The 16875-nt window shown below is 68.6% G+C and carries 14 protein-coding genes; 10 read left to right on the forward strand and 4 right to left on the reverse strand.

The window, feature by feature from the left end; translation table 11 throughout:
* Positions 1–262 precede the first annotated feature (262 nt).
* The 5 genes from yajC (at position 263) to VP06_RS20870 (ending at position 4635) form a co-directional block, all read left to right on the forward strand.
* Positions 263–592 carry a preprotein translocase subunit YajC gene (gene yajC, locus VP06_RS20850; protein WP_048465705.1) on the forward strand — a complete coding sequence of 110 codons (330 nt, stop codon included), beginning with the start codon at positions 263–265 and terminating at the stop codon, positions 590–592.
* Positions 593–678: 86 nt separating this feature from the next.
* On the forward strand, positions 679–2286 hold the full coding sequence (gene secD, locus VP06_RS20855; protein ID WP_048465706.1) for a protein translocase subunit SecD: 1608 nt from the start codon (positions 679–681) through the stop codon (positions 2284–2286).
* Positions 2287–2375: 89 nt separating this feature from the next.
* On the forward strand, positions 2376–3323 hold the full coding sequence (gene secF / locus VP06_RS20860) for a protein translocase subunit SecF (RefSeq protein WP_048465707.1): 948 nt from the start codon (positions 2376–2378) through the stop codon (positions 3321–3323).
* Positions 3323–3727: an Mth938-like domain-containing protein gene (locus VP06_RS20865; protein ID WP_048465708.1), complete on the forward strand. Its 405-nt coding sequence runs from the start codon at positions 3323–3325 to the stop codon at positions 3725–3727. Before secF ends, VP06_RS20865 begins: the two co-directional genes overlap by 1 nt.
* A gap of 41 nt (positions 3728–3768) precedes the next feature.
* Entirely contained in the window at positions 3769–4635 is an 867-nt protein-coding gene (locus tag VP06_RS20870) for a phytoene/squalene synthase family protein (protein ID WP_048465709.1), read from the forward strand.
* Between the two features lie 169 nt (positions 4636–4804).
* On the opposite strand, the gene trmFO is transcribed toward VP06_RS20870, so the two are convergent.
* The 3 genes from trmFO to VP06_RS20880 form a co-directional block, all read right to left on the reverse strand.
* A complete protein-coding gene (gene trmFO, locus VP06_RS20875) occupies positions 4805–6232 on the reverse strand; it encodes a methylenetetrahydrofolate--tRNA-(uracil(54)-C(5))-methyltransferase (FADH(2)-oxidizing) TrmFO (RefSeq protein ID WP_048465710.1) in 1428 nt (475 codons plus the stop codon).
* 179 nt (positions 6233–6411) lie between these two features.
* Positions 6412–6561, reverse strand: coding sequence for a DUF1127 domain-containing protein (locus VP06_RS35180; protein WP_082167528.1), 150 nt, complete (start codon positions 6559–6561; stop codon positions 6412–6414).
* A gap of 685 nt (positions 6562–7246) precedes the next feature.
* Positions 7247–7690 carry a DUF488 domain-containing protein gene (locus VP06_RS20880; protein WP_048465711.1) on the reverse strand — a complete coding sequence of 148 codons (444 nt, stop codon included), beginning with the start codon at positions 7688–7690 and terminating at the stop codon, positions 7247–7249.
* Positions 7691–7892: 202 nt separating this feature from the next.
* Here VP06_RS20880 and VP06_RS20885 point away from each other — a divergent pair, with 202 nt between their 5' ends.
* Positions 7893–8753, forward strand: a complete 861-nt coding sequence (locus VP06_RS20885) for a glycoside hydrolase family 25 protein (RefSeq protein WP_425350934.1) — start codon at positions 7893–7895, stop codon at positions 8751–8753.
* A 431-nt stretch (positions 8754–9184) separates the two neighbouring features.
* On the opposite strand, the gene VP06_RS20890 is transcribed toward VP06_RS20885, so the two are convergent.
* Complete coding sequence (locus tag VP06_RS20890) at positions 9185–10195, reverse strand: 1-aminocyclopropane-1-carboxylate deaminase (RefSeq protein WP_048465717.1); 1011 nt, start codon at positions 10193–10195, stop codon at positions 9185–9187.
* A gap of 166 nt (positions 10196–10361) precedes the next feature.
* On the opposite strand from VP06_RS20890, the gene VP06_RS20895 reads away from it, so the two are divergent.
* From VP06_RS20895 to VP06_RS20910, 4 genes are all read left to right on the forward strand, one after another.
* Entirely contained in the window at positions 10362–10826 is a 465-nt protein-coding gene (locus tag VP06_RS20895) for an Lrp/AsnC family transcriptional regulator (RefSeq protein ID WP_048465713.1), read from the forward strand.
* Between the two features lie 217 nt (positions 10827–11043).
* Positions 11044–14040, forward strand: coding sequence for an excinuclease ABC subunit UvrA (gene uvrA, locus VP06_RS20900; RefSeq protein WP_048465714.1), 2997 nt, complete (start codon positions 11044–11046; stop codon positions 14038–14040).
* Positions 14041–14390: 350 nt separating this feature from the next.
* Positions 14391–15395 (forward strand): transporter family protein, encoded by a 1005-nt coding sequence (locus VP06_RS20905; RefSeq protein ID WP_048465715.1) that lies wholly within the window; start codon positions 14391–14393, stop codon positions 15393–15395.
* Positions 15396–15627: 232 nt separating this feature from the next.
* Positions 15628–16599, forward strand: a complete 972-nt coding sequence (locus VP06_RS20910; RefSeq protein ID WP_048465716.1) for a S1C family serine protease — start codon at positions 15628–15630, stop codon at positions 16597–16599.
* Positions 16600–16875 lie beyond the last annotated feature (276 nt).

Genomic DNA, 16875 nt, shown 5'->3' on the forward strand with positions numbered 1-16875 from the left:
CAGCAGCACCGGCATCAGGTCGGGGAGGGGAGAGGGGGTCGGATCGGTCATCGCGGGATTGCGGGCTCTTGCGTGGGGACGGACGGGCGGGTGGCGCCTCTTAATCCCAAGGCGCCGCGAACGAAAACCCGCCCGGATCGGCCGGGGACGTGCCGATCCCCGCCGTTGCTTTCGGGTCGTCGGTGGCTATAGTCCGCGCGCTTTTGCAAGGCCGGCGGGCACCCGCACGGCCCGTTTTCGTCTTGTTCGGGAGACCTCGAGAGTGATCACGCCCGCCTTCGCGCAGGGAGCCGGGATGTCCGGTGGCACGGACATCCTCGTGCAGGTCGTCCCCTTCATCCTGATCTTCGTGATCATGTACTTCCTGATCCTGCGGCCGCAGCAGCGCCGCGCCAAGGAGCACCAGGACATGGTCAAGAACGTGCGCCGCGGCGACACGGTGGTGACCACCGGCGGCATCGTCGGCCGGGTCTCCAAGGTGACCGAGGCGCCCGAGATCGACGTCGAGATCGCCCCGAACGTCAACGTCAAGGTGGTCCGCACGATGATCGCCGAGGTCCGTGCCAAGGGCGAGCCGGTCAAGGCCGCCTGAGCCTGACCTGACGTCGGGACAGGCCCGGACGGAGGCGCCGGGCCGCCCTCTCTGCCCCCTCTTCGAGACCGGTTGGGACGCCGCGGATGCTCCGTATCTCCACCACGAAGGCCGTCGCGACGCTCGCCGTGATCCTGCTCGGCCTGACGCTCGCCGTGCCGAGCTTCTTCACGGCCGATCAGCGCAAGGGCTTCATCGCCTCCCTGCCGTCCTGGTTCCCGACCTGGATCGTGCCGACCCGCGCCATCGTGCTCGGCCTCGACCTCCAGGGCGGCTCGCAGATCGTGCTCGAGGTCGACCGCAACGACCTGTTGCGCTCGATGACGCAGGGCCTGCGCGACGACGTGCGCGGCGCGCTGCGGGCGGAGGGCGTCCAGGCCGATGGCGGCATCCAGCTCACCCCCCGCGGCGTGCAGCTGCGGGTGTCGGACGCCGCCAACCGCGCCAAGGTTCTGCCGAAGCTGCGCGCCCTGTCGCAGCCGGTGACCGACGCGGTGATGGGCCAGACCGGCGCCAGCACCCTCGACGTCCGGGAGGAGCCGAACGGGCTGATCCAGCTCGCCTTCACGGATGCCGGGCTCAATGCCCGCACCCGCCGGGCGGTCACCCAGGCGATCGAGGTGGTGCGCCGCCGCATCGACGTGACCGGCACCACCGAGCCGTCGATCCAGCAGCAGGGCACCGACCGGATCCTGGTCCAGCTCCCCGGCGTGCAGGATCCGCAACGGATCGAGACCCTGCTTCAGGGCACCGCCAAGCTCGAATTCCGCCTGCTCGCCGACAGCCCGGCCGGCGACGTCGACATGCTGCCGTCCAAGGACGCCAACGGCCAGAAGGTTCCGGTGGAGCGCCGGGTCCTCGCCGACGGGTCCGACCTGACCGACGCCCAGCCCGGCTTCGACCAGAAGTCGAACGAGCCGATCGTCAACTTCAAGTTCAACCTGCGCGGCGCCCAGCGCTTCGGCCAGGCGACGAGCGAGAATGTCGGCCGCGCCCTGGCGATCGTCCTCGACAACGAGGTCGTGTCGGCGCCCCGCATCCTGCAACCGATCACCGGCGGGCAGGGCCAGATCTCCGGCCGGTTCACGGTGCAGCAGGCCAACGACCTCTCGGTGCTGCTGCGCGCCGGTGCCCTGCCGGCCAAGCTGACCATCATCGAGCGCCGCACCGTCGGCCCGGGCCTCGGCCGCGACTCGATCGAGGCCGGCAAGAACGCCACCATCGTGGCAACGGTGCTGGTCGTCGTGCTGATGTTCGCGGCCTACGGGGTGTTCGGCCTGTTCGCCAACATCGCGCTGATCGTCCATGTCGGCCTGATCCTCGGCCTGATGTCGGTGCTGGAAGCCACCATGACGCTCCCGGGTATCGCCGGCATCGTGCTCACCATCGGCACCGCGGTCGATTCCAACGTGCTGATCTACGAGCGCGTGCGCGAGGAGGTGCGGGCCGGCCGCTCGATCCCCTCGGCGCTGCAAGCCGGCTTCGACCGCGCCTTCGCGACCATCGTGGATTCCAACTCCACCATGGCGATCGCCGCGGTGATCCTGTTCTTCCTCGGCTCCGGCCCGGTGAAGGGCTTCGCGGTGGTGTTCATCCTCGGCATCCTGACCACGGTCATCACCGCCGTGACCCTGACCCGGATGATGATCGCCCTGTGGTACCAGCGCCTGCGGCCCAAGACCCTGCCGATCTGAGTCTTTCCCGGCCGGGCGGCGACGCGCCGCCCGGCTCAAGCGCAGCGTTCCGAGCGGGGCGCGCCGACACACCCTTTTCGAGACCGACGATGCGCCTCCTCCGCCTCTGGCCCGACGAATCCCACTTCGACTTCATGCGCCTGCGGCGCTTCAGCTTCCCGCTCTCGGCCTTCATCTCGGTCGCCACGGTGGTGCTGTTCCTCCAGATCGGGCTCAATTTCGGCATCGACTTCAAGGGCGGCACTCTGGTCGAGCTGCGGCCGAAGCCCGGCGTCACCTCCGACGTCGGCGCGGTGCGCCACACCGCGAATGGCTTCGGCTTCGGCGAAACCGAGGTGCAGGAATTCGGCCAGGGCTCGATCTCGGTGCGGTTCCCGCTCCAGGCCGGCGGCGAGACCGGGCAGACCCTGGTGATGCAGAGGGCGCATGAGGCGTTCGACAAGGATTACGCCTTCGACCGCGTCGAGACCGTCGGCCCCCGCGTGTCGGGCGAGCTGGTCCAGTCCGGCACGATCGGCGTCGTGCTCTCGGTCGTGGCGGTGCTGCTCTATCTGTGGTTCCGGTTCGAGCGCGAACTGGCGCTCGGCGCCATCGTCGGCACCCTGCACGACATCGTCATCACGGTCGGGTTGTTCGTCATCACGCGGATCGAGTTCAACATGACGTCGATCGCCGCCATTTTGACGATCGTCGGCTACTCGCTGAACGAGACCGTGGTGGTGTTCGACCGCACCCGCGAGCTGATGCGGCGCTACAAGACCATGCCGACCGAGGAACTCCTCAACCTGTCGATCAACACGACGATGTCGCGCACGGTGATGACCGCGCTGTCGACCGGCCTGTCGCTGCTCGCCCTGGTGCTGTTCGGCGGCGAGGCGATCAAGGGCTTCTCGGTGGTGATGCTGGCCGGCGTGGTGATCTGCACCTACTCGGCGATCTTCGTCTCGACCCCGTTCCTGATCTATATCGGCTTGCAGGCTGGCGGCACCCGGACGCAGACCCGCGACACCTCGGTCCTGCCGCAGGCGGCCGAGTAGTGGCGGACACGCCCGAGACCCGCCCGGACCGGCTGCATGACGGCTTCGTCCCGGGCCGGCACCCGATCGACGCCTATGGCGGCGGGGGTTTTCGCTTCGCCGAGATGTCGCATCGCGGCTCGATCCTGGCGTTGCCGTCCGGTGTCCGGGCCTGGGACGTGACCGAGCCGGCCGGCATCACGCCGCAGAGCCTGGGCGCCCTCGTGGCCGAGGCCGGCGGGGTCGACCTGCTGCTTCTCGGGACCGGGGCCGAGATCGTGTTCGTGCCCGATGCCTTGCGCCGGTTCCTCAAGGAATCCGGCATCGGCCTCGACGTGATGCAGACCGGCGCGGCCGCCCGCACCTACAACATCCTGATGGCCGAGAACCGCAAGGTCGCCGCGGCCCTGATCGCGGTGCCGTAGTCGATCCACAATCCTGAGCCGAGATCCGTGAGCCGAACGTCATGAGCGGAGCCGATGCCCGGGATCCGGCCTGGGCCTACGCCCATTGCGAGACCCTGGTCCGCGAGGGCGACCCGGACCGCTGGTATGCCAGCCTCTACGCCCCGGCGGACAAGCGCCCGCATCTCCACGCGCTCGCGGCGTTCAGCCTGGAGGTGGCACGGGTGCGGGAGGCGGTGTCGAGCCCGATGCCGGGCGAGCTGCGCCTGCAATGGTGGCGCGACGCGCTCCAGGGCGAGGCGCGGGGCGACGTGCGCGCCCATCCGGTCGCGGCGGCCCTCGACGACACGCTGGTCAAGGCGCGCCTGCCGCGCCAGCCCCTCGTCGACCTGATCGATGCGCGGATCTTCGACCTCTACGACGACCCGATGCCCTCGACCCACGATCTCGAAGGCTATTGCGGCGAGACCGCCTCCTGCCTGATCCGCCTCGGCAGCCTGATCCTGGCGAGCGGCTCCGAGCCCGGCGGGGCGGCGGCGGCCGGGCATGCCGGGGTCGCCTATGCGGTGACCGGCCTGCTGCGGGCTCTGCCCTGGCACGCCCGCAGCGGCCAGGTCTACCTGCCGGCGGATGTGCTCAAGGCCCACGGCGTCACCCGCGAGGACATCGTGGCGGGCCGCGGCGGCCCGGGCCTGCTCGGCGCCTGCGCCGACCTGCGGGCGCTGGTGCGCCGCCACCTCGCGGCTTACGCGGCCGAACGGGCAACCATCGCGCCCGTGGCCGCGACGGCCTTCCTGCCGGTCGCCCTGGTCGAGGGGTATCTCGCGCAGATGGAGCGGCCGGGCTACGACCCGCTCGCCAGCGTGATCGACCTGCCGAACTGGCGCCGGATCTGGCGCCTGTGGCGGGCGGCACGGTCGGTCACATAACTTCCAAGTCCCGACCACCGCCGCACAGCGCTCCGCGTCATCCCGGCTTCGCGACGCCGTCGCGCCCCGAAACGACGTGGAGGGGACACGACGCGAAATCCGCCTTGCGAAGCAATCAGTCGGATGTCGCATGACGCCGAGGGCATGAGGGGCGCCCACCTGCCCGACACTATTCGGCCGCCGCCGGCAGCGGCGCCGGCGCCTCGCCGAGCCACTCGCTCAACGACGCCCGGGCGCGGTCGGTCATGGCCCGCTTCTTGGCCTGCGCCTTCTCGGGCCCGCGCAGGCGCTTGCCGTCCGGGGCCTTCGGGGCCCGGTCGAGGGGCGGGAAGAGACCGAAATTGACGTTCATCGGCTGGAACGACCGCGGCGCACCGGCGTCCTCGGCCAAGACGTGCCCACCGGTGATGTGGCCGATGAGCGCCCCCAGGGCCGTCGTGACCGGCAGCGGCTCCAGAATCCGGCCCTGCCGCTCGGCGGCGGCGAAGCGGCCGGCCATCAGGCCGATCGCGGCACTCTCGACATAACCCTCGCAGCCGGTGATCTGGCCGGCGAAGCGCAGCCGCGGCGCGGCCTTGAGCCGCAAGGTCGCGTCGAGGAGGCGCGGGCTGTCGAGATAGGTGTTGCGGTGCAGGCCGCCGAGGCGGGCGAACTCGGCGTTCTCGAGGCCCGGAATCGTGCGGAAGATCCGCACCTGCTCGGCATGGCGCAGCTTCGTCTGGAAGCCGACCATGTTGTAGAGCGTGCCGAGCGCGTTGTCCTGGCGCAGTTGCACGATGGCGTAGGCCTTGACCGTCGGGTTGTGCGGGTTGGTCAGGCCGAAGGGCTTCATCGGCCCGTGGCGCAGGGTCTCGGGGCCGCGCTCGGCCATCACCTCGATCGGCAGGCAGCCGTCGAAATACGGGGTCGAGGCTTCCCATTCCTTGAACGAGGTCTTGTCGCCTGCGACGAGCGCGGCGACGAAGGCGGCGTATTGCTCACGGTCGAGGGGGCAGTTGATGTAATCGGCGCCGGTGCCACCGGGTCCCACCTTGTCGTAGCGGGACTGGAACCAGGCTTTGCCCATGTCGATCGAGTCGCGGTGCACGATCGGCGCGATGGCGTCGAAGAAGGCAAGCGAGTCGGCGCCGGTGAGGCCGCGGATGCCCTCGGCGAGGCCGGGGGCAGTGAGGGGGCCGGTCGCCACGATCACGCTGTCCCAGGCGGCGGGCGGCACCCCGTCGATCTCCTCGCGGGCGATGGTGACGTTCGGATGGCCGTCGAGGGCCGCCGTGACCGCCCGGCTGAAGCCGTCGCGGTCGACCGCGAGGGCGCCGCCGGCCGGGACCTGGTTGGCGTCGCCGCACCGCATGACGAGCGAGCCGAGGCGGCGCATCTCCTGGTGCAGCAGCCCGACGGCGTTCTGCTCCGCATCGTCGGAGCGGAAGGAGTTCGAGCAGACGAGTTCGGCGAGGTTTTGGGTCTGGTGCGCCTCGGTGCCGCGCAGCGGCCGCATCTCGTGCAGCACCACGGGCAGGCCGGCCTCGGCGATCTGCCAGGCCGCTTCGGAACCGGCGAGGCCGCCGCCGACGACGTGAATGGGATTCGATCCGGACATGGCGTGGCATATCGGATCGGGCACCGTCGATGCAACACCGACGGAAAGAGGCGGGGTCCAGACAAGCGAACGCCCGCCGAAAGGGGCGGGCGCGCGAGACGATGACGGGCCCGAGGGCCTTCGATCGACTTGGGGGGACGCGGTACGCGGTACGCCGTACTGGTGAAGCGTGTCGACGCTTACGCGACCGAGCGGGCGATGCCCTGGATCTCGAAGCGGCTGATGCCGAGATCGTCGAGCTCGCGGTCGGACAGACGCGACAGCTCGTGCACGGTCTCACGGTAGCGGAGGTACGAGCGGATCTTGCTGAGGAGGAGGGACACGAACATCGGATTTGACCTCTGAGTGGGCAGCCGGTGCGAACGGTTTTGGCAGCGGCTGCCTGTCTCTGTTGCAACGCACCATATGGGAAATGGCTGCGGTGGTGGGAGACGGAGTCGCGTAAGCCAGCCATGCACGATTCACATGCAGCGCGCAGGGAATCGTCAACCAACCCCTGTGCCTGCCGATTTGGCAGCACTCTGGCGCATGAAGCGCAGGAGTTGCGGGTGTTTAGGCACTATGCTGCACACGCGAAAGGCGGTGATGGCGCAGGCCGGTGAGGCGGCGCAGGAGGGGCACGGCGCAGGGATGCGGCAGCCGGTGATGATCCCGTATGCAGCCCGGCGAGCCTCACCTCCTCTGAAGGCTCGTCGGGCCTGTGCGGAGGCGGGAAAGGGCGCGCATCCGTCGTCGCCCGGTGCAGGGCGCGGGCGGTTTTCGAGATGGAGGGAGCGGGAGACCTGTCCGTCCCCGCTGGGCCGCGGGAGGGCCCGAAGATCGAACGATCCCACCTCCGGTCAGGCTCGACATTCGAGCGGTCCTATACGGTGTCCGAACGATCCGTTCGGACACCGCATCGTCGGCCGATGACTCCATCGCGACGTGTCGATGCCAAGCCCAGAGGTCCGGGGCCTTGGGCTTCGCGACAGTTCGGGACCAGCACCAAAGGTCGTGTTCTGTCGACCGTCGGTATCACGCGAACAGATCCACCACCGAAAACCCTCTCTCCGCCAGCCGCTCGCTCAGCACCCGCCGGTGGCAGCGCTCCGGGTCGCGCTCGAAGCAGAACAGGCAGGTCGGCCCGGCCGCCGCCAGTTCCGCCAGCGCGTCGAGGGCGGCCAGGCCCGCGCCGGTCTCCAGAACCTCCTCGCAATAGATCCGGCGCATCAGCGCGGCATCGTGAGCGCGGGCCGCCTCGCGGCCGGCCTTCGGCGTGCCGAGGCTGCGCAGATGCTGATAGCCGATGCCGGCCTCGGTCAGGCCCGCCGCCAGCGCGCTCTTCGAGAAGCCGCGCTTGCGCGAGGCCGCCACCGCCCGCACGTCGGCGAGCGTCGCCACCCGGGCGTCGCGCAGGGCGGCGGTGAAGCGCTCGGAATCGGCGCCTTCGTAACCGATGGTAAACAGAACCTTGGCCATGGTGCGCCCGGGCAAACATCAGATTCGAGCGGGGCTTATGCCCGATGGCGGGGGGCCGGGCGAGGTGCCGGCCACGCCTACGTGGCTTTTGCGCCACGGATTTCAGAATTCCGTTCGATTCTTGTCAAGCTTCCATTAACCGGCCCCACCGCATCGAATAGCCATAGTGTTCCGCGTGAAGTCAGGCCGCGCCCCGATGCCGATGGAGTCGACGATCCCCTCCGCCCCGTGGTCCTCCGTCGTGTCGCGCGGTGTCCGGTGGGGCAGGCGCGTGCTGGCGGTGGCCAGCCTCGCGATGCTCGGAGCCTGCGCCGGAGGGGGCGCCGATTTCTATCCGACCAAGGGCGACGTGAAGCCTCATCCGGGCGTCGCCAAGGCGAAGATGCACCCGATCCAGGGCATCGACGTCTCGAAGTGGCAGGGCCCGATCGACTGGACCTCGGTGAAGGGGGCCGGCACCCAGTTCGCCTACATCAAGGCGACGGAAGGCGGCGACCATGTCGACGACCGCTTCCGCGAGAACTGGGACGGCGCCGGCCGGGCCGGCGTGCCGCGGGGTGCCTACCACTTCGTCTTCTGGTGCCGCTCGGCCAAGGACCAGATGGACTGGTTCAAGCGCAACGTCCCCAACGACCCGACCGCCCTGCCGCCGGTCCTCGATGTCGAATGGAACGGCCACTCGCAGCTCTGCCCCAAGAAGCTGCCGAAGGCCCAGGCTCTCGCCATGACCGAGTACATGCTGCGGGAGATGGAAGCCTATACCGGTAAGCGGCCAATCATCTACACCGACATCACCTTCCACAAGGACGTACTGGAGGGCGAGCTGCCGGATTACCCGCATTGGGTCCGCTCCACGGCCGCCGAGCCGGAGCAGCGCTACGTCAATCGCGACTGGATGCTGTGGCAGTTCACCTCGACCGGCCGGGTGCCGGGGGTGCGGGGCGACGTGGACCGCAACGCCTTCTACGGCACGCAAGCCGAATGGGCCTCGTTCCTCGCCACCGATTGCGACCCGCGCCATCACCGCCGGCTGTCGGCGGCGGGTTTGTGCACCGACAAGTGACGCCGCGACGGAGACGCGAAGCCCGGTCCGCGACGAGCGGCCGGGCTTTTTTTGTGACGGATGACGTGTCCGTCTCGCGATCTCATCCTGATGTGTCATACCAACGGCCGAAGATGCTGACGCATCGATTCGATCTCGGGTGGACTGGCCTCGAAGGAAAGCTCCAGGGATCTCTGATCTCTGCGAGTTCCGGATGCCTCTTTCGAGGCTGGAGCGCTTCACGATCGCGTTGCCATCGCGAAGCTTTTCTCGCTGTTTGATTTTGCCGCATTTCCTGCGACGAACCGGTATCCACTTCGTCGGAACATGCTCTCGTCGATTGAAAATCGACCAACACGTCAGGATGAGGCTGCGTATTGCAGACAATTTTCTTGGGAGAACAGGCTCTCCGTGTGACGCCGTCGACAGGATGAACGGCGGATCCTCGCCCCTCAGCCGTTGCGGAAGGTGTAGCTGTAGCCGTTCAGGGCCGGCGCGCCGCCGAGATGGGCATAGAGCACCTTCGCGCCCTTCGGGAAGAAGCCCGTCTGCACGAGGTCGATCAGGCCCTGCATCGACTTGCCCTCGTAGACCGGGTCGGTGATCATCGCTTCGAGCCGGGCCGCGAGGCGGATCGCCTCCACGGTCTCCTTGGACGGCACGCCGTAGACCGGGTAGGCGTAGTCCTCCTTCAGCACCACGTCGTCGGCCACGATCTCGCCGGCACCGACCAGGGCGGCGGTGTTCCGGGCGATCTCCAGCACCTGCGCCTTGGTCTGGGCCGGGGTGCAGGAGGCGTCGATGCCGATGACGTTCCGGGCCCGGCCGTCGGGCTTGAAGCCGACCAGCATGCCCGCATGGGTCGAGCCGGTGACGGTGCAGACCACGATGTAGTCGAAATGGAGGCCCATCTCGGCCTCCTGCTTGCGCACCTCTTCCGCGAAGCCGACATAGCCGAGCCCGCCGAACTTGTGGACCGAGGCGCCCGCGGGAATCGCGTAGGGCTTGCCGCCCTTGGCCTTCACGTCCTCGATCGCCTGCTTCCAGCTGTCGCGGATGCCGATGTCGAAGCCGTCGTCCACGAGCTGCGATTCGGCGCCCATGATCCGCGTCAGCATGATGTTGCCGACCCGGTCGTAGACCGCGTCCTCGTGCGGCACCCAGGCTTCCTGGATCACCCGGCACTTCATGCCGATCTTGGCCGCCACCGCCGCCACCATGCGGGTGTGGTTCGACTGCACGCCACCGATCGACACCAGGGTGTCGGCGCCCGAGGCGATCGCGTCCGGCACGATGTATTCGAGCTTGCGCAGCTTGTTGCCGCCATAGGCCAGGCCCGAATTGCAGTCGTCGCGCTTGGCGTAGATCTGCACATCGCCGCCGAGATGTGCGGTCAGGCGCGGCAAGTGCTCGATCGGGGTCGGGCCGAAGGTCAGGGGATAGCGCTCGAACTGCGACAGCATCGATTCGGTCATGGCCAGGGTCCTGTGTGGAAGCCGCGATCACCTTAGCAAGCCTCTGGCGAAAGGTGCTCTCGAACTTCACCGAATTTCGAAGCTCAGCGGCACTTCAAGCGAGCAACCATGGTAGGATCGCCCGCATCCAGACCATCCAGCGGAAGGATCTTTCATGGCTACCGGGCTCGACCGCATCGACCTGAAAATTCTCCGGATCCTTCAAGAGGATGGCCGCATCGGCAATGCGGAGCTGGCCAAGCGCGTCAACACCAGCCCGGCGACCTGCCACCGCCGCACCCAGCGCCTGTTCGACGACGGCTATCTCCGCGGCGTGCGCGCCGTGGTGGCGCCCGAGAAGGTGGGACGCGGCGCGCTGGTCCTCGTCGGCGTCGTGCTCGACCGGTCGACGCCCGAGAGTTTTTCCGCCTTCGAAGCCGCGGCGCTCGCCATGCCGACTTTGCTCGATTGCCATCTCGTCGCCGGGGACTTCGACTACTTCCTCAAGATCCGCGTCTCCGACATGGGCGACTTCAACCGGATGCACAGCGAGATCCTGATCGCCCTGCCCGGGGTGCGCCAGACCCGGACCTTCTTCGTCATGAAGGAGGTGATCGACAACGCCCCGCTCAGCCTGTGAGATCGCGGCGGTTGCCGCTGTACGCAGTTTGTTCTAGTCCTTGCCGGAGACTGTCCCGGAGCCCTGGCCCGGGAGCCCATCTGGTTATCCGTAGGGCTGGCCCCATCTGGTCCTCCATACGGTCGACAGGGTTCCCGGCCTCGCGGGCTCCCGGCCGGTCCCCGGTCCCACCAAGCCTGGCCGCGCCTTTCCCGGCGGCGGCCCGGAGCCTTCCTGCATGGCCTCTCTCGACAAGCTCTTCGACGGTTCCGCGGAAGGCCGCGTGATCGCGGTACGGGGCGCCCGCGAGCACAACCTGAAGAACGTCGACCTGACGATCCCGCGCGACAAGCTGGTGGTCTTCACCGGCCTGTCCGGCTCCGGCAAGTCGTCGCTCGCCTTCGACACCATCTATGCCGAGGGCCAGCGCCGCTACGTCGAATCGCTCTCGGCCTATGCGCGCCAGTTCCTCGAGATGATGGCGAAGCCCGACGTCGACCAGATCGACGGGCTGTCGCCGGCGATCTCGATCGAGCAGAAGACCACCTCGAAGAACCCGCGCTCGACGGTCGGCACCGTCACGGAGATCTACGACTACATGCGCCTGCTCTGGGCGCGGGTCGGGATCCCGTACTCGCCGGCCACCGGCCTGCCGATCGAGAGCCAGACCGTCAGCCAGATGGTCGACCGTGTGCTGGCGCTGCCCGAGAAGACCCGGCTCTACCTGCTGGCGCCGGTGGTGCGCGGCCGCAAGGGCGAGTACCGCAAGGAGATCGCCGAGTTCCAGAAGAAGGGTTTCCAGCGCCTGCGCATCGACGGCGAATACTACGCCATCGACGACGTGCCGAAGCTCGACAAGAAACTGAAGCACGACATCGACGTGGTGGTGGACCGGATCGTGGTGCGGGCCGACATGGCCTCGCGGCTGGCCGATTCGTTCGAAACCGCGCTGGAACTGGCCGACGGCATCGCGGTCGTGGCCTTCGCGGATGCGCCGGAGGACGGCCCTTCCCCCGACCCGATCACCTTCTCGTCGCGCTTCGCCTGCCCGGTCTCCGGCTTCACGATTCCCGAGATCGAGCCGAGATTGTTCTCGTTCAACAATCCCTTCGGCGCCTGCCCGACCTGCGGCGGCATCGGCCACGAGATGCGGATCGACCCGACGCTGGTCATCGCCGACGAGGCGTTGAGCCTGTCGCGCGGCGCCATCGCACCCTGGGCCAAGTCGACCTCGCCCTATTACGGCCAGACCCTGGACGCCCTGGCGAAGCACTATCGCTTTCGCACCGACACGCCCTGGGGCAAGCTCACCGAGGCCGCCCGCCAAGTGGTGCTCTACGGCTCGGACGGCGACGAGATCCGCTTCGCCTACAATGACGGCTTGCGCGCCTACGAGGTCTCGAAGCCGTTCGAAGGCGTGATCCCGAACCTGGAGCGGCGCTACAAGGAGACCGACAGCGACACGGCCCGGGAGGAGATCGGCCGCTTCATGGCCGAAACGCCGTGCTCGGCCTGCGGCGGCAAGCGGCTGAAGCCTGAGGCCCTGGCGGTGAAGATCGCCGGGTCCGACATCGGCGATGCCACGGTGCTGTCGGTGCGGGATGCCCATCGCTGGTTCGGTGAACTGCCCGAGCATCTGAGCCCGAAGCAGAACGAGATCGCGGTCCGCATCCTGAAGGAGATCCGCGACCGGCTGACCTTCCTGGTCGATGTCGGGCTCGAATACCTCACCCTCGCCCGCGGCTCGGGCTCGCTGTCGGGCGGCGAGAGCCAGCGCATCCGGCTGGCCTCGCAGATCGGCTCGGGCCTCACCGGCGTCCTGTATGTCCTCGACGAGCCGTCGATCGGCCTGCACCAGCGCGACAACGAGCGCCTGCTCGGCACGCTGAAGCGGCTGCGCGACCTCGGCAACTCGGTCATTGTGGTCGAGCACGACGAGGATGCGATCCTCCAGGCCGATTACGTCGTCGATGTCGGGCCCGGTGCCGGCATCCATGGCGGGCGAATCGTGGCGCAAGGCACGCCGCCCGAGCTGCTGGCCGACCCGAACTCGCTGACCGCGCAATACCTCACCGGCAGGTTGTCGGTCCGGGTGCCGAAGAGCCGGCGCAAGGCCAAGACCATCTCTGCCGCCAAGGGCGAGCCGGCCGAGCCGCAGATGCTCCGCCTCGTCGGTGCGCGGGGCAACAACCTGAAGGACGTGACCGTGGCGATCCCGCTCGGCACCTTCACCTGCATCACCGGAGTGTCCGGCGGCGGCAAGTCGACGCTCGTCGTCGACACGCTCTACAAGGCGGTGGCGCGCAAGCTCAACGGCGCCGTGGAACACCCGGCGCCCCACGACCGCATCGAGGGGCTGGAGCATCTCGACAAGGTCATCGACATCGACCAGTCGCCGATCGGCCGCACGCCACGGTCGAATCCCGCCACCTATATCGGTGCCTTCACGCCGATCCGCGACTGGTTCGCCGGCCTGCCCGAGGCGAAGGCCCGCGGCTACCAGCCGGGCCGGTTCTCGTTCAACGTCAAGGGCGGGCGCTGCGAGGCGTGCTCGGGCGACGGCGTCATCAAGATCGAGATGCACTTCCTGCCAGACGTCTACGTCACCTGCGACGTCTGCAAGGGCAAGCGCTACGACCGCGAGACCCTGGAGGTGAAGTACCGCGAGCGCTCGATCGCCGACGTCCTCGACATGACGGTGGAGGAGGCGGCCGAGCTGTTCAAGGCGGTGCCGGCAATCCGCGAAAAACTCGAGACCCTGGCGCGGGTCGGCCTCGGCTATGTCCGGGTCGGCCAGCAGGCCACGACGCTCTCGGGCGGCGAGGCGCAACGGGTGAAGCTCTCCAAGGAGCTGTCGAAGCGCGCCACCGGCCGCACCCTCTACATCCTCGACGAGCCGACCACCGGCCTGCACTTCCACGACGTCGCCAAGCTGATGGAGGTGCTGCACGAGCTGGTCGACCAGGGCAACAGCGTCGTGGTGATCGAGCACAACCTGGAGGTCATCAAGACCGCCGACTGGGTGATCGACATGGGGCCCGAGGGCGGCGACGGCGGCGGCACCATCGTGGCGCAAGGCACCCCGGAGGACATCGCCGCCTCGGAGGCGAGCCATACCGGCCGCTTCCTGCGCGAGGTCCTGGCTCGCCGCCCGGCAGCCAAGGCAGACGCCAAGCCGGCGCCGAAGGCGCCGCGGACCCGCAAGCCGGCAGCCAGCAAGCAAGCAGCCGAATAGATCCGCACGATATCACCCGCGAATCCGCACCGCATAGGCGCCGAAACCGCCTGTGCGGTGCAGCAAGCCGGTGTTTTCGCCGCTCGTCTCGCCTGTTACCACCAAAGTACACAGACGCTGGCGTATGACAGAAATGCGTCATTTGCGCAACGCATCGGCATGGTCTGCATCGCCGCCGAGCAAACCGCTGGCTTTCCGAGCGGGGCTGTTGGAAAAATAAGGCCGTTCAGACTGTGCCACACTATCGGCGCCGAGCGACCCACCGCGTGAAGTCCGCCTCGAGAGCGTACTGTGCCGGTGTTGCATCGTTTGCGTGCCGACTCCGACAAAGACTTGGGGAAGGAAAACTCATGGTCAAGTATTGGCTGGCCGCGGGGGCGGCTGCCCTGTCGCTGAGCGTGTCCGCGACGGCGGCGTTCGCGCAAACCACGACGGTACCGGGCGAGCAGGTCGGCCTCGCCATCGGCGCGCCGCTGCCGGAAGGTGTCTACGGCATCAACACCTTCACCTATCGCAGCCCGGACGGCCCGGACCTCACCTCGACCGACACCGCGGTCAACATCCCGGTCCTGGTCTGGTCGACCCCCTGGAAGGTGCTCGGCGCCCGCGTCGAACTCGCGATCGCACCGCCGACCGTCTTCACCTTCTCCCGCGCCCCCGGCGGCCGCGATACCAGCATCAATGTCGGCACCTTCGTCGGCGGCATCTTCGCCTGGGATCTCGGCAACAACATCGGCGTCAGCTACCTGTCGGGCGTGTACCTCAACGAGCTGAATGCCGGCCGCGGCGGCGGCCTGCCGATCCTGGCCTCGAACACCTACCGCCAGGGCTTCGCCATCAGCTACACCGGCGACGGCTGGAACGTCACCGCCAACCTGACCTACAATTTCTACGACACGCCGGCCCGCTTCAGCGGCCGCAACGGCATCCCGGGCTTCTACGGCAGCCAGTTCCCGACCGACGCCCTCAACCTCGACCTGACCGCGACCAAGAAGTTCGGCAAGTTCGAGATCGGCGCCATCGGCTACGGCACCGCCAACCTGCCTAACCGCAGCCAGCTCGCCTTCGGCGCGCCCTGCAACGGCAACTTCGCGAGCTGCGGCACCGTGGTGGGCAGCGGCGGCGGGCGCTTCGCCCTCGGCGGCCTCGTCGGCTACGATTTCGGCAAGTTCTCGGTCCAGGCCTGGGTCGCCCGCGACGTCGCCACCTCGGCCCGCCAGATCTCGCCGATCACCGGCTTGGCGACCGACCGCCGGGCCTACTCGACCGAGGGCTGGTTCCGCGTCGTCGCCCCGCTCTACACCGTCGCGGCGGCGCCCGAGCCGGCTCCGGTTCCCCTCGTGCGCAAGTACTGAGCCCATGGATTGAGGCCATGGATTGAGGCTACGGGGCTCGGACCCGGCGTCCGAGCCCCTCCTGGAGACCCGTCCGCTCCCGCCCGGCCCTTGCGGGCCGGGCGTTTTCGTTCGTGTGCGCAGGATGGCTGTCGCGCCGGGCGCCGCGACCTATAACGGGAGCGAACGGGCGGGGTGGCGAGCCCCGCTGGACGAGACGCGGGCGCCCCCGAGGCCCCGGCAGGAGACCCTCATGGCGGCGCCCGGCGACTGGAAGATCCCCTCCGCGGTGCAGCCCCGCCCCTCCGCCTATTCCTACGACCTCGACCAGACCCTCACCGCCGTCGTGGCCCTGTCGTCGCGGGTGCCCGACGGCGCCTACACCGCCGAGATCCTCGGCACCGAGCGGGCCGGCAACGGCGTCCTGATCGGCGAGGATGGCCTGGTCCTCACCATCGGCTACCTGATCACCGAGGCCGAGAGCCTGTGGCTCACCGCCCATGACGGCCGCACCGTGCCGGGCCACGTCGTCGGCTACGACGCCGCGACCGGCTTCGGCCTGGTCCAGACGCTCGGATCCCTCGCCCTGCCGCACCTGGCCCTGGGCAGTGCCGAGGGCCTGCGCGTCGGCGACAGGCTGGTGATGGCCGGAGCCGGCGGCCGCGCCCGCGCCGTCGCCGCCGAGGTGGTCGCCCGGCAGGAATTCGCCGGCTACTGGGAATACCTCCTCGACGACGCGATCTTCACCGCCCCGTCGCACCCGCATTGGGGCGGCGCGGCGCTGATCGGCCCCGCGGGCGAGCTGACCGGCCTCGGCTCGCTCCAGTTGCAGCAGGGGGGGCGCGACAGCCGCGCCATCAACATGGCGGTGCCGATCGACCTCCTGAAGCCGATCCTCCACGACCTGACCACCCTGGGCCGCGTCTCCGGCCCGCCCCGGCCCTGGCTCGGCCTCTACGCCACCGAGATGGACGACCAGGTCGTGGTGATGGGCCTCTCCCCCCGCGCCCCGGCCGAGGCCGCGGACCTGCGGGCCGGCGACATCCTGCTGGCGGTGGGCGAGACCGAGGTGGGTGACCTCGCAAGCTTCCTGCGCGCCGTCTGGGCGCGCGGACCCGCCGGCATCACCGTGCCGCTGACGGTACATCGGGACGGGCGCACCTTGAGCATCCCGGTGGTGTCGGCGGATCGCTCGCGGTTCCTGGTCACGCCGCGGCTGCACTGAGCCGGGATCGGCACAGGCGTGCCCTCGAGTCGCGTGAGACCATCGGCCCGAGAGACTGACGCGTCGATTCGAGAACAGAGCCAACGGTCGCTGTCGACGACCATTGGCATGATTCGGGATCCGAACGGTCGGTTCGGAAACGGTATGATACCAACGGTCGTTGGAAACGACCTTTGGTGCCGTTCTCGAATTTTCGCCAAGCCAGAGGCTTGGCATCGACAATTCGAGTTGGAGTCAACGGCCGGATGCGTCAGCATCTTCGGCCGTTGGTATGAC

This window comes from Methylobacterium aquaticum, from assembly GCF_001043915.1.
In the GTDB taxonomy this organism is placed as follows: Bacteria; Pseudomonadota; Alphaproteobacteria; order Rhizobiales; family Beijerinckiaceae; genus Methylobacterium; species Methylobacterium aquaticum.

What these genes read in the sequence shown, in the direction of transcription:
- VP06_RS20870 (WP_048465709.1), top strand. Translation starts at nt 3,769, where the DNA reads ATGAGCGGAGCCGATGCCCGGGATCCGGCCTGGGCCTACGCCCATTGC.
- VP06_RS20890 (WP_048465717.1), bottom strand. Translation starts at nt 10,195, where the DNA reads ATGCTGTCGCAGTTCGAGCGCTATCCCCTGACCTTCGGCCCGACCCCG.
- secF (WP_048465707.1), top strand. Translation starts at nt 2,376, where the DNA reads ATGCGCCTCCTCCGCCTCTGGCCCGACGAATCCCACTTCGACTTCATG.
- trmFO (WP_048465710.1), bottom strand. Translation starts at nt 6,232, where the DNA reads ATGTCCGGATCGAATCCCATTCACGTCGTCGGCGGCGGCCTCGCCGGT.
- secD (WP_048465706.1), top strand. Translation starts at nt 679, where the DNA reads ATGCTCCGTATCTCCACCACGAAGGCCGTCGCGACGCTCGCCGTGATC.
- VP06_RS20880 (WP_048465711.1), bottom strand. Translation starts at nt 7,690, where the DNA reads ATGGCCAAGGTTCTGTTTACCATCGGTTACGAAGGCGCCGATTCCGAG.
- uvrA (WP_048465714.1), top strand. Translation starts at nt 11,044, where the DNA reads ATGGCCTCTCTCGACAAGCTCTTCGACGGTTCCGCGGAAGGCCGCGTG.
- VP06_RS20905 (WP_048465715.1), top strand. Translation starts at nt 14,391, where the DNA reads ATGGTCAAGTATTGGCTGGCCGCGGGGGCGGCTGCCCTGTCGCTGAGC.
- VP06_RS20895 (WP_048465713.1), top strand. Translation starts at nt 10,362, where the DNA reads ATGGCTACCGGGCTCGACCGCATCGACCTGAAAATTCTCCGGATCCTT.
- VP06_RS35180 (WP_082167528.1), bottom strand. Translation starts at nt 6,561, where the DNA reads ATGTTCGTGTCCCTCCTCCTCAGCAAGATCCGCTCGTACCTCCGCTAC.
- VP06_RS20885 (WP_425350934.1), top strand. Translation starts at nt 7,893, where the DNA reads ATGGAGTCGACGATCCCCTCCGCCCCGTGGTCCTCCGTCGTGTCGCGC.
- VP06_RS20910 (WP_048465716.1), top strand. Translation starts at nt 15,628, where the DNA reads ATGGCGGCGCCCGGCGACTGGAAGATCCCCTCCGCGGTGCAGCCCCGC.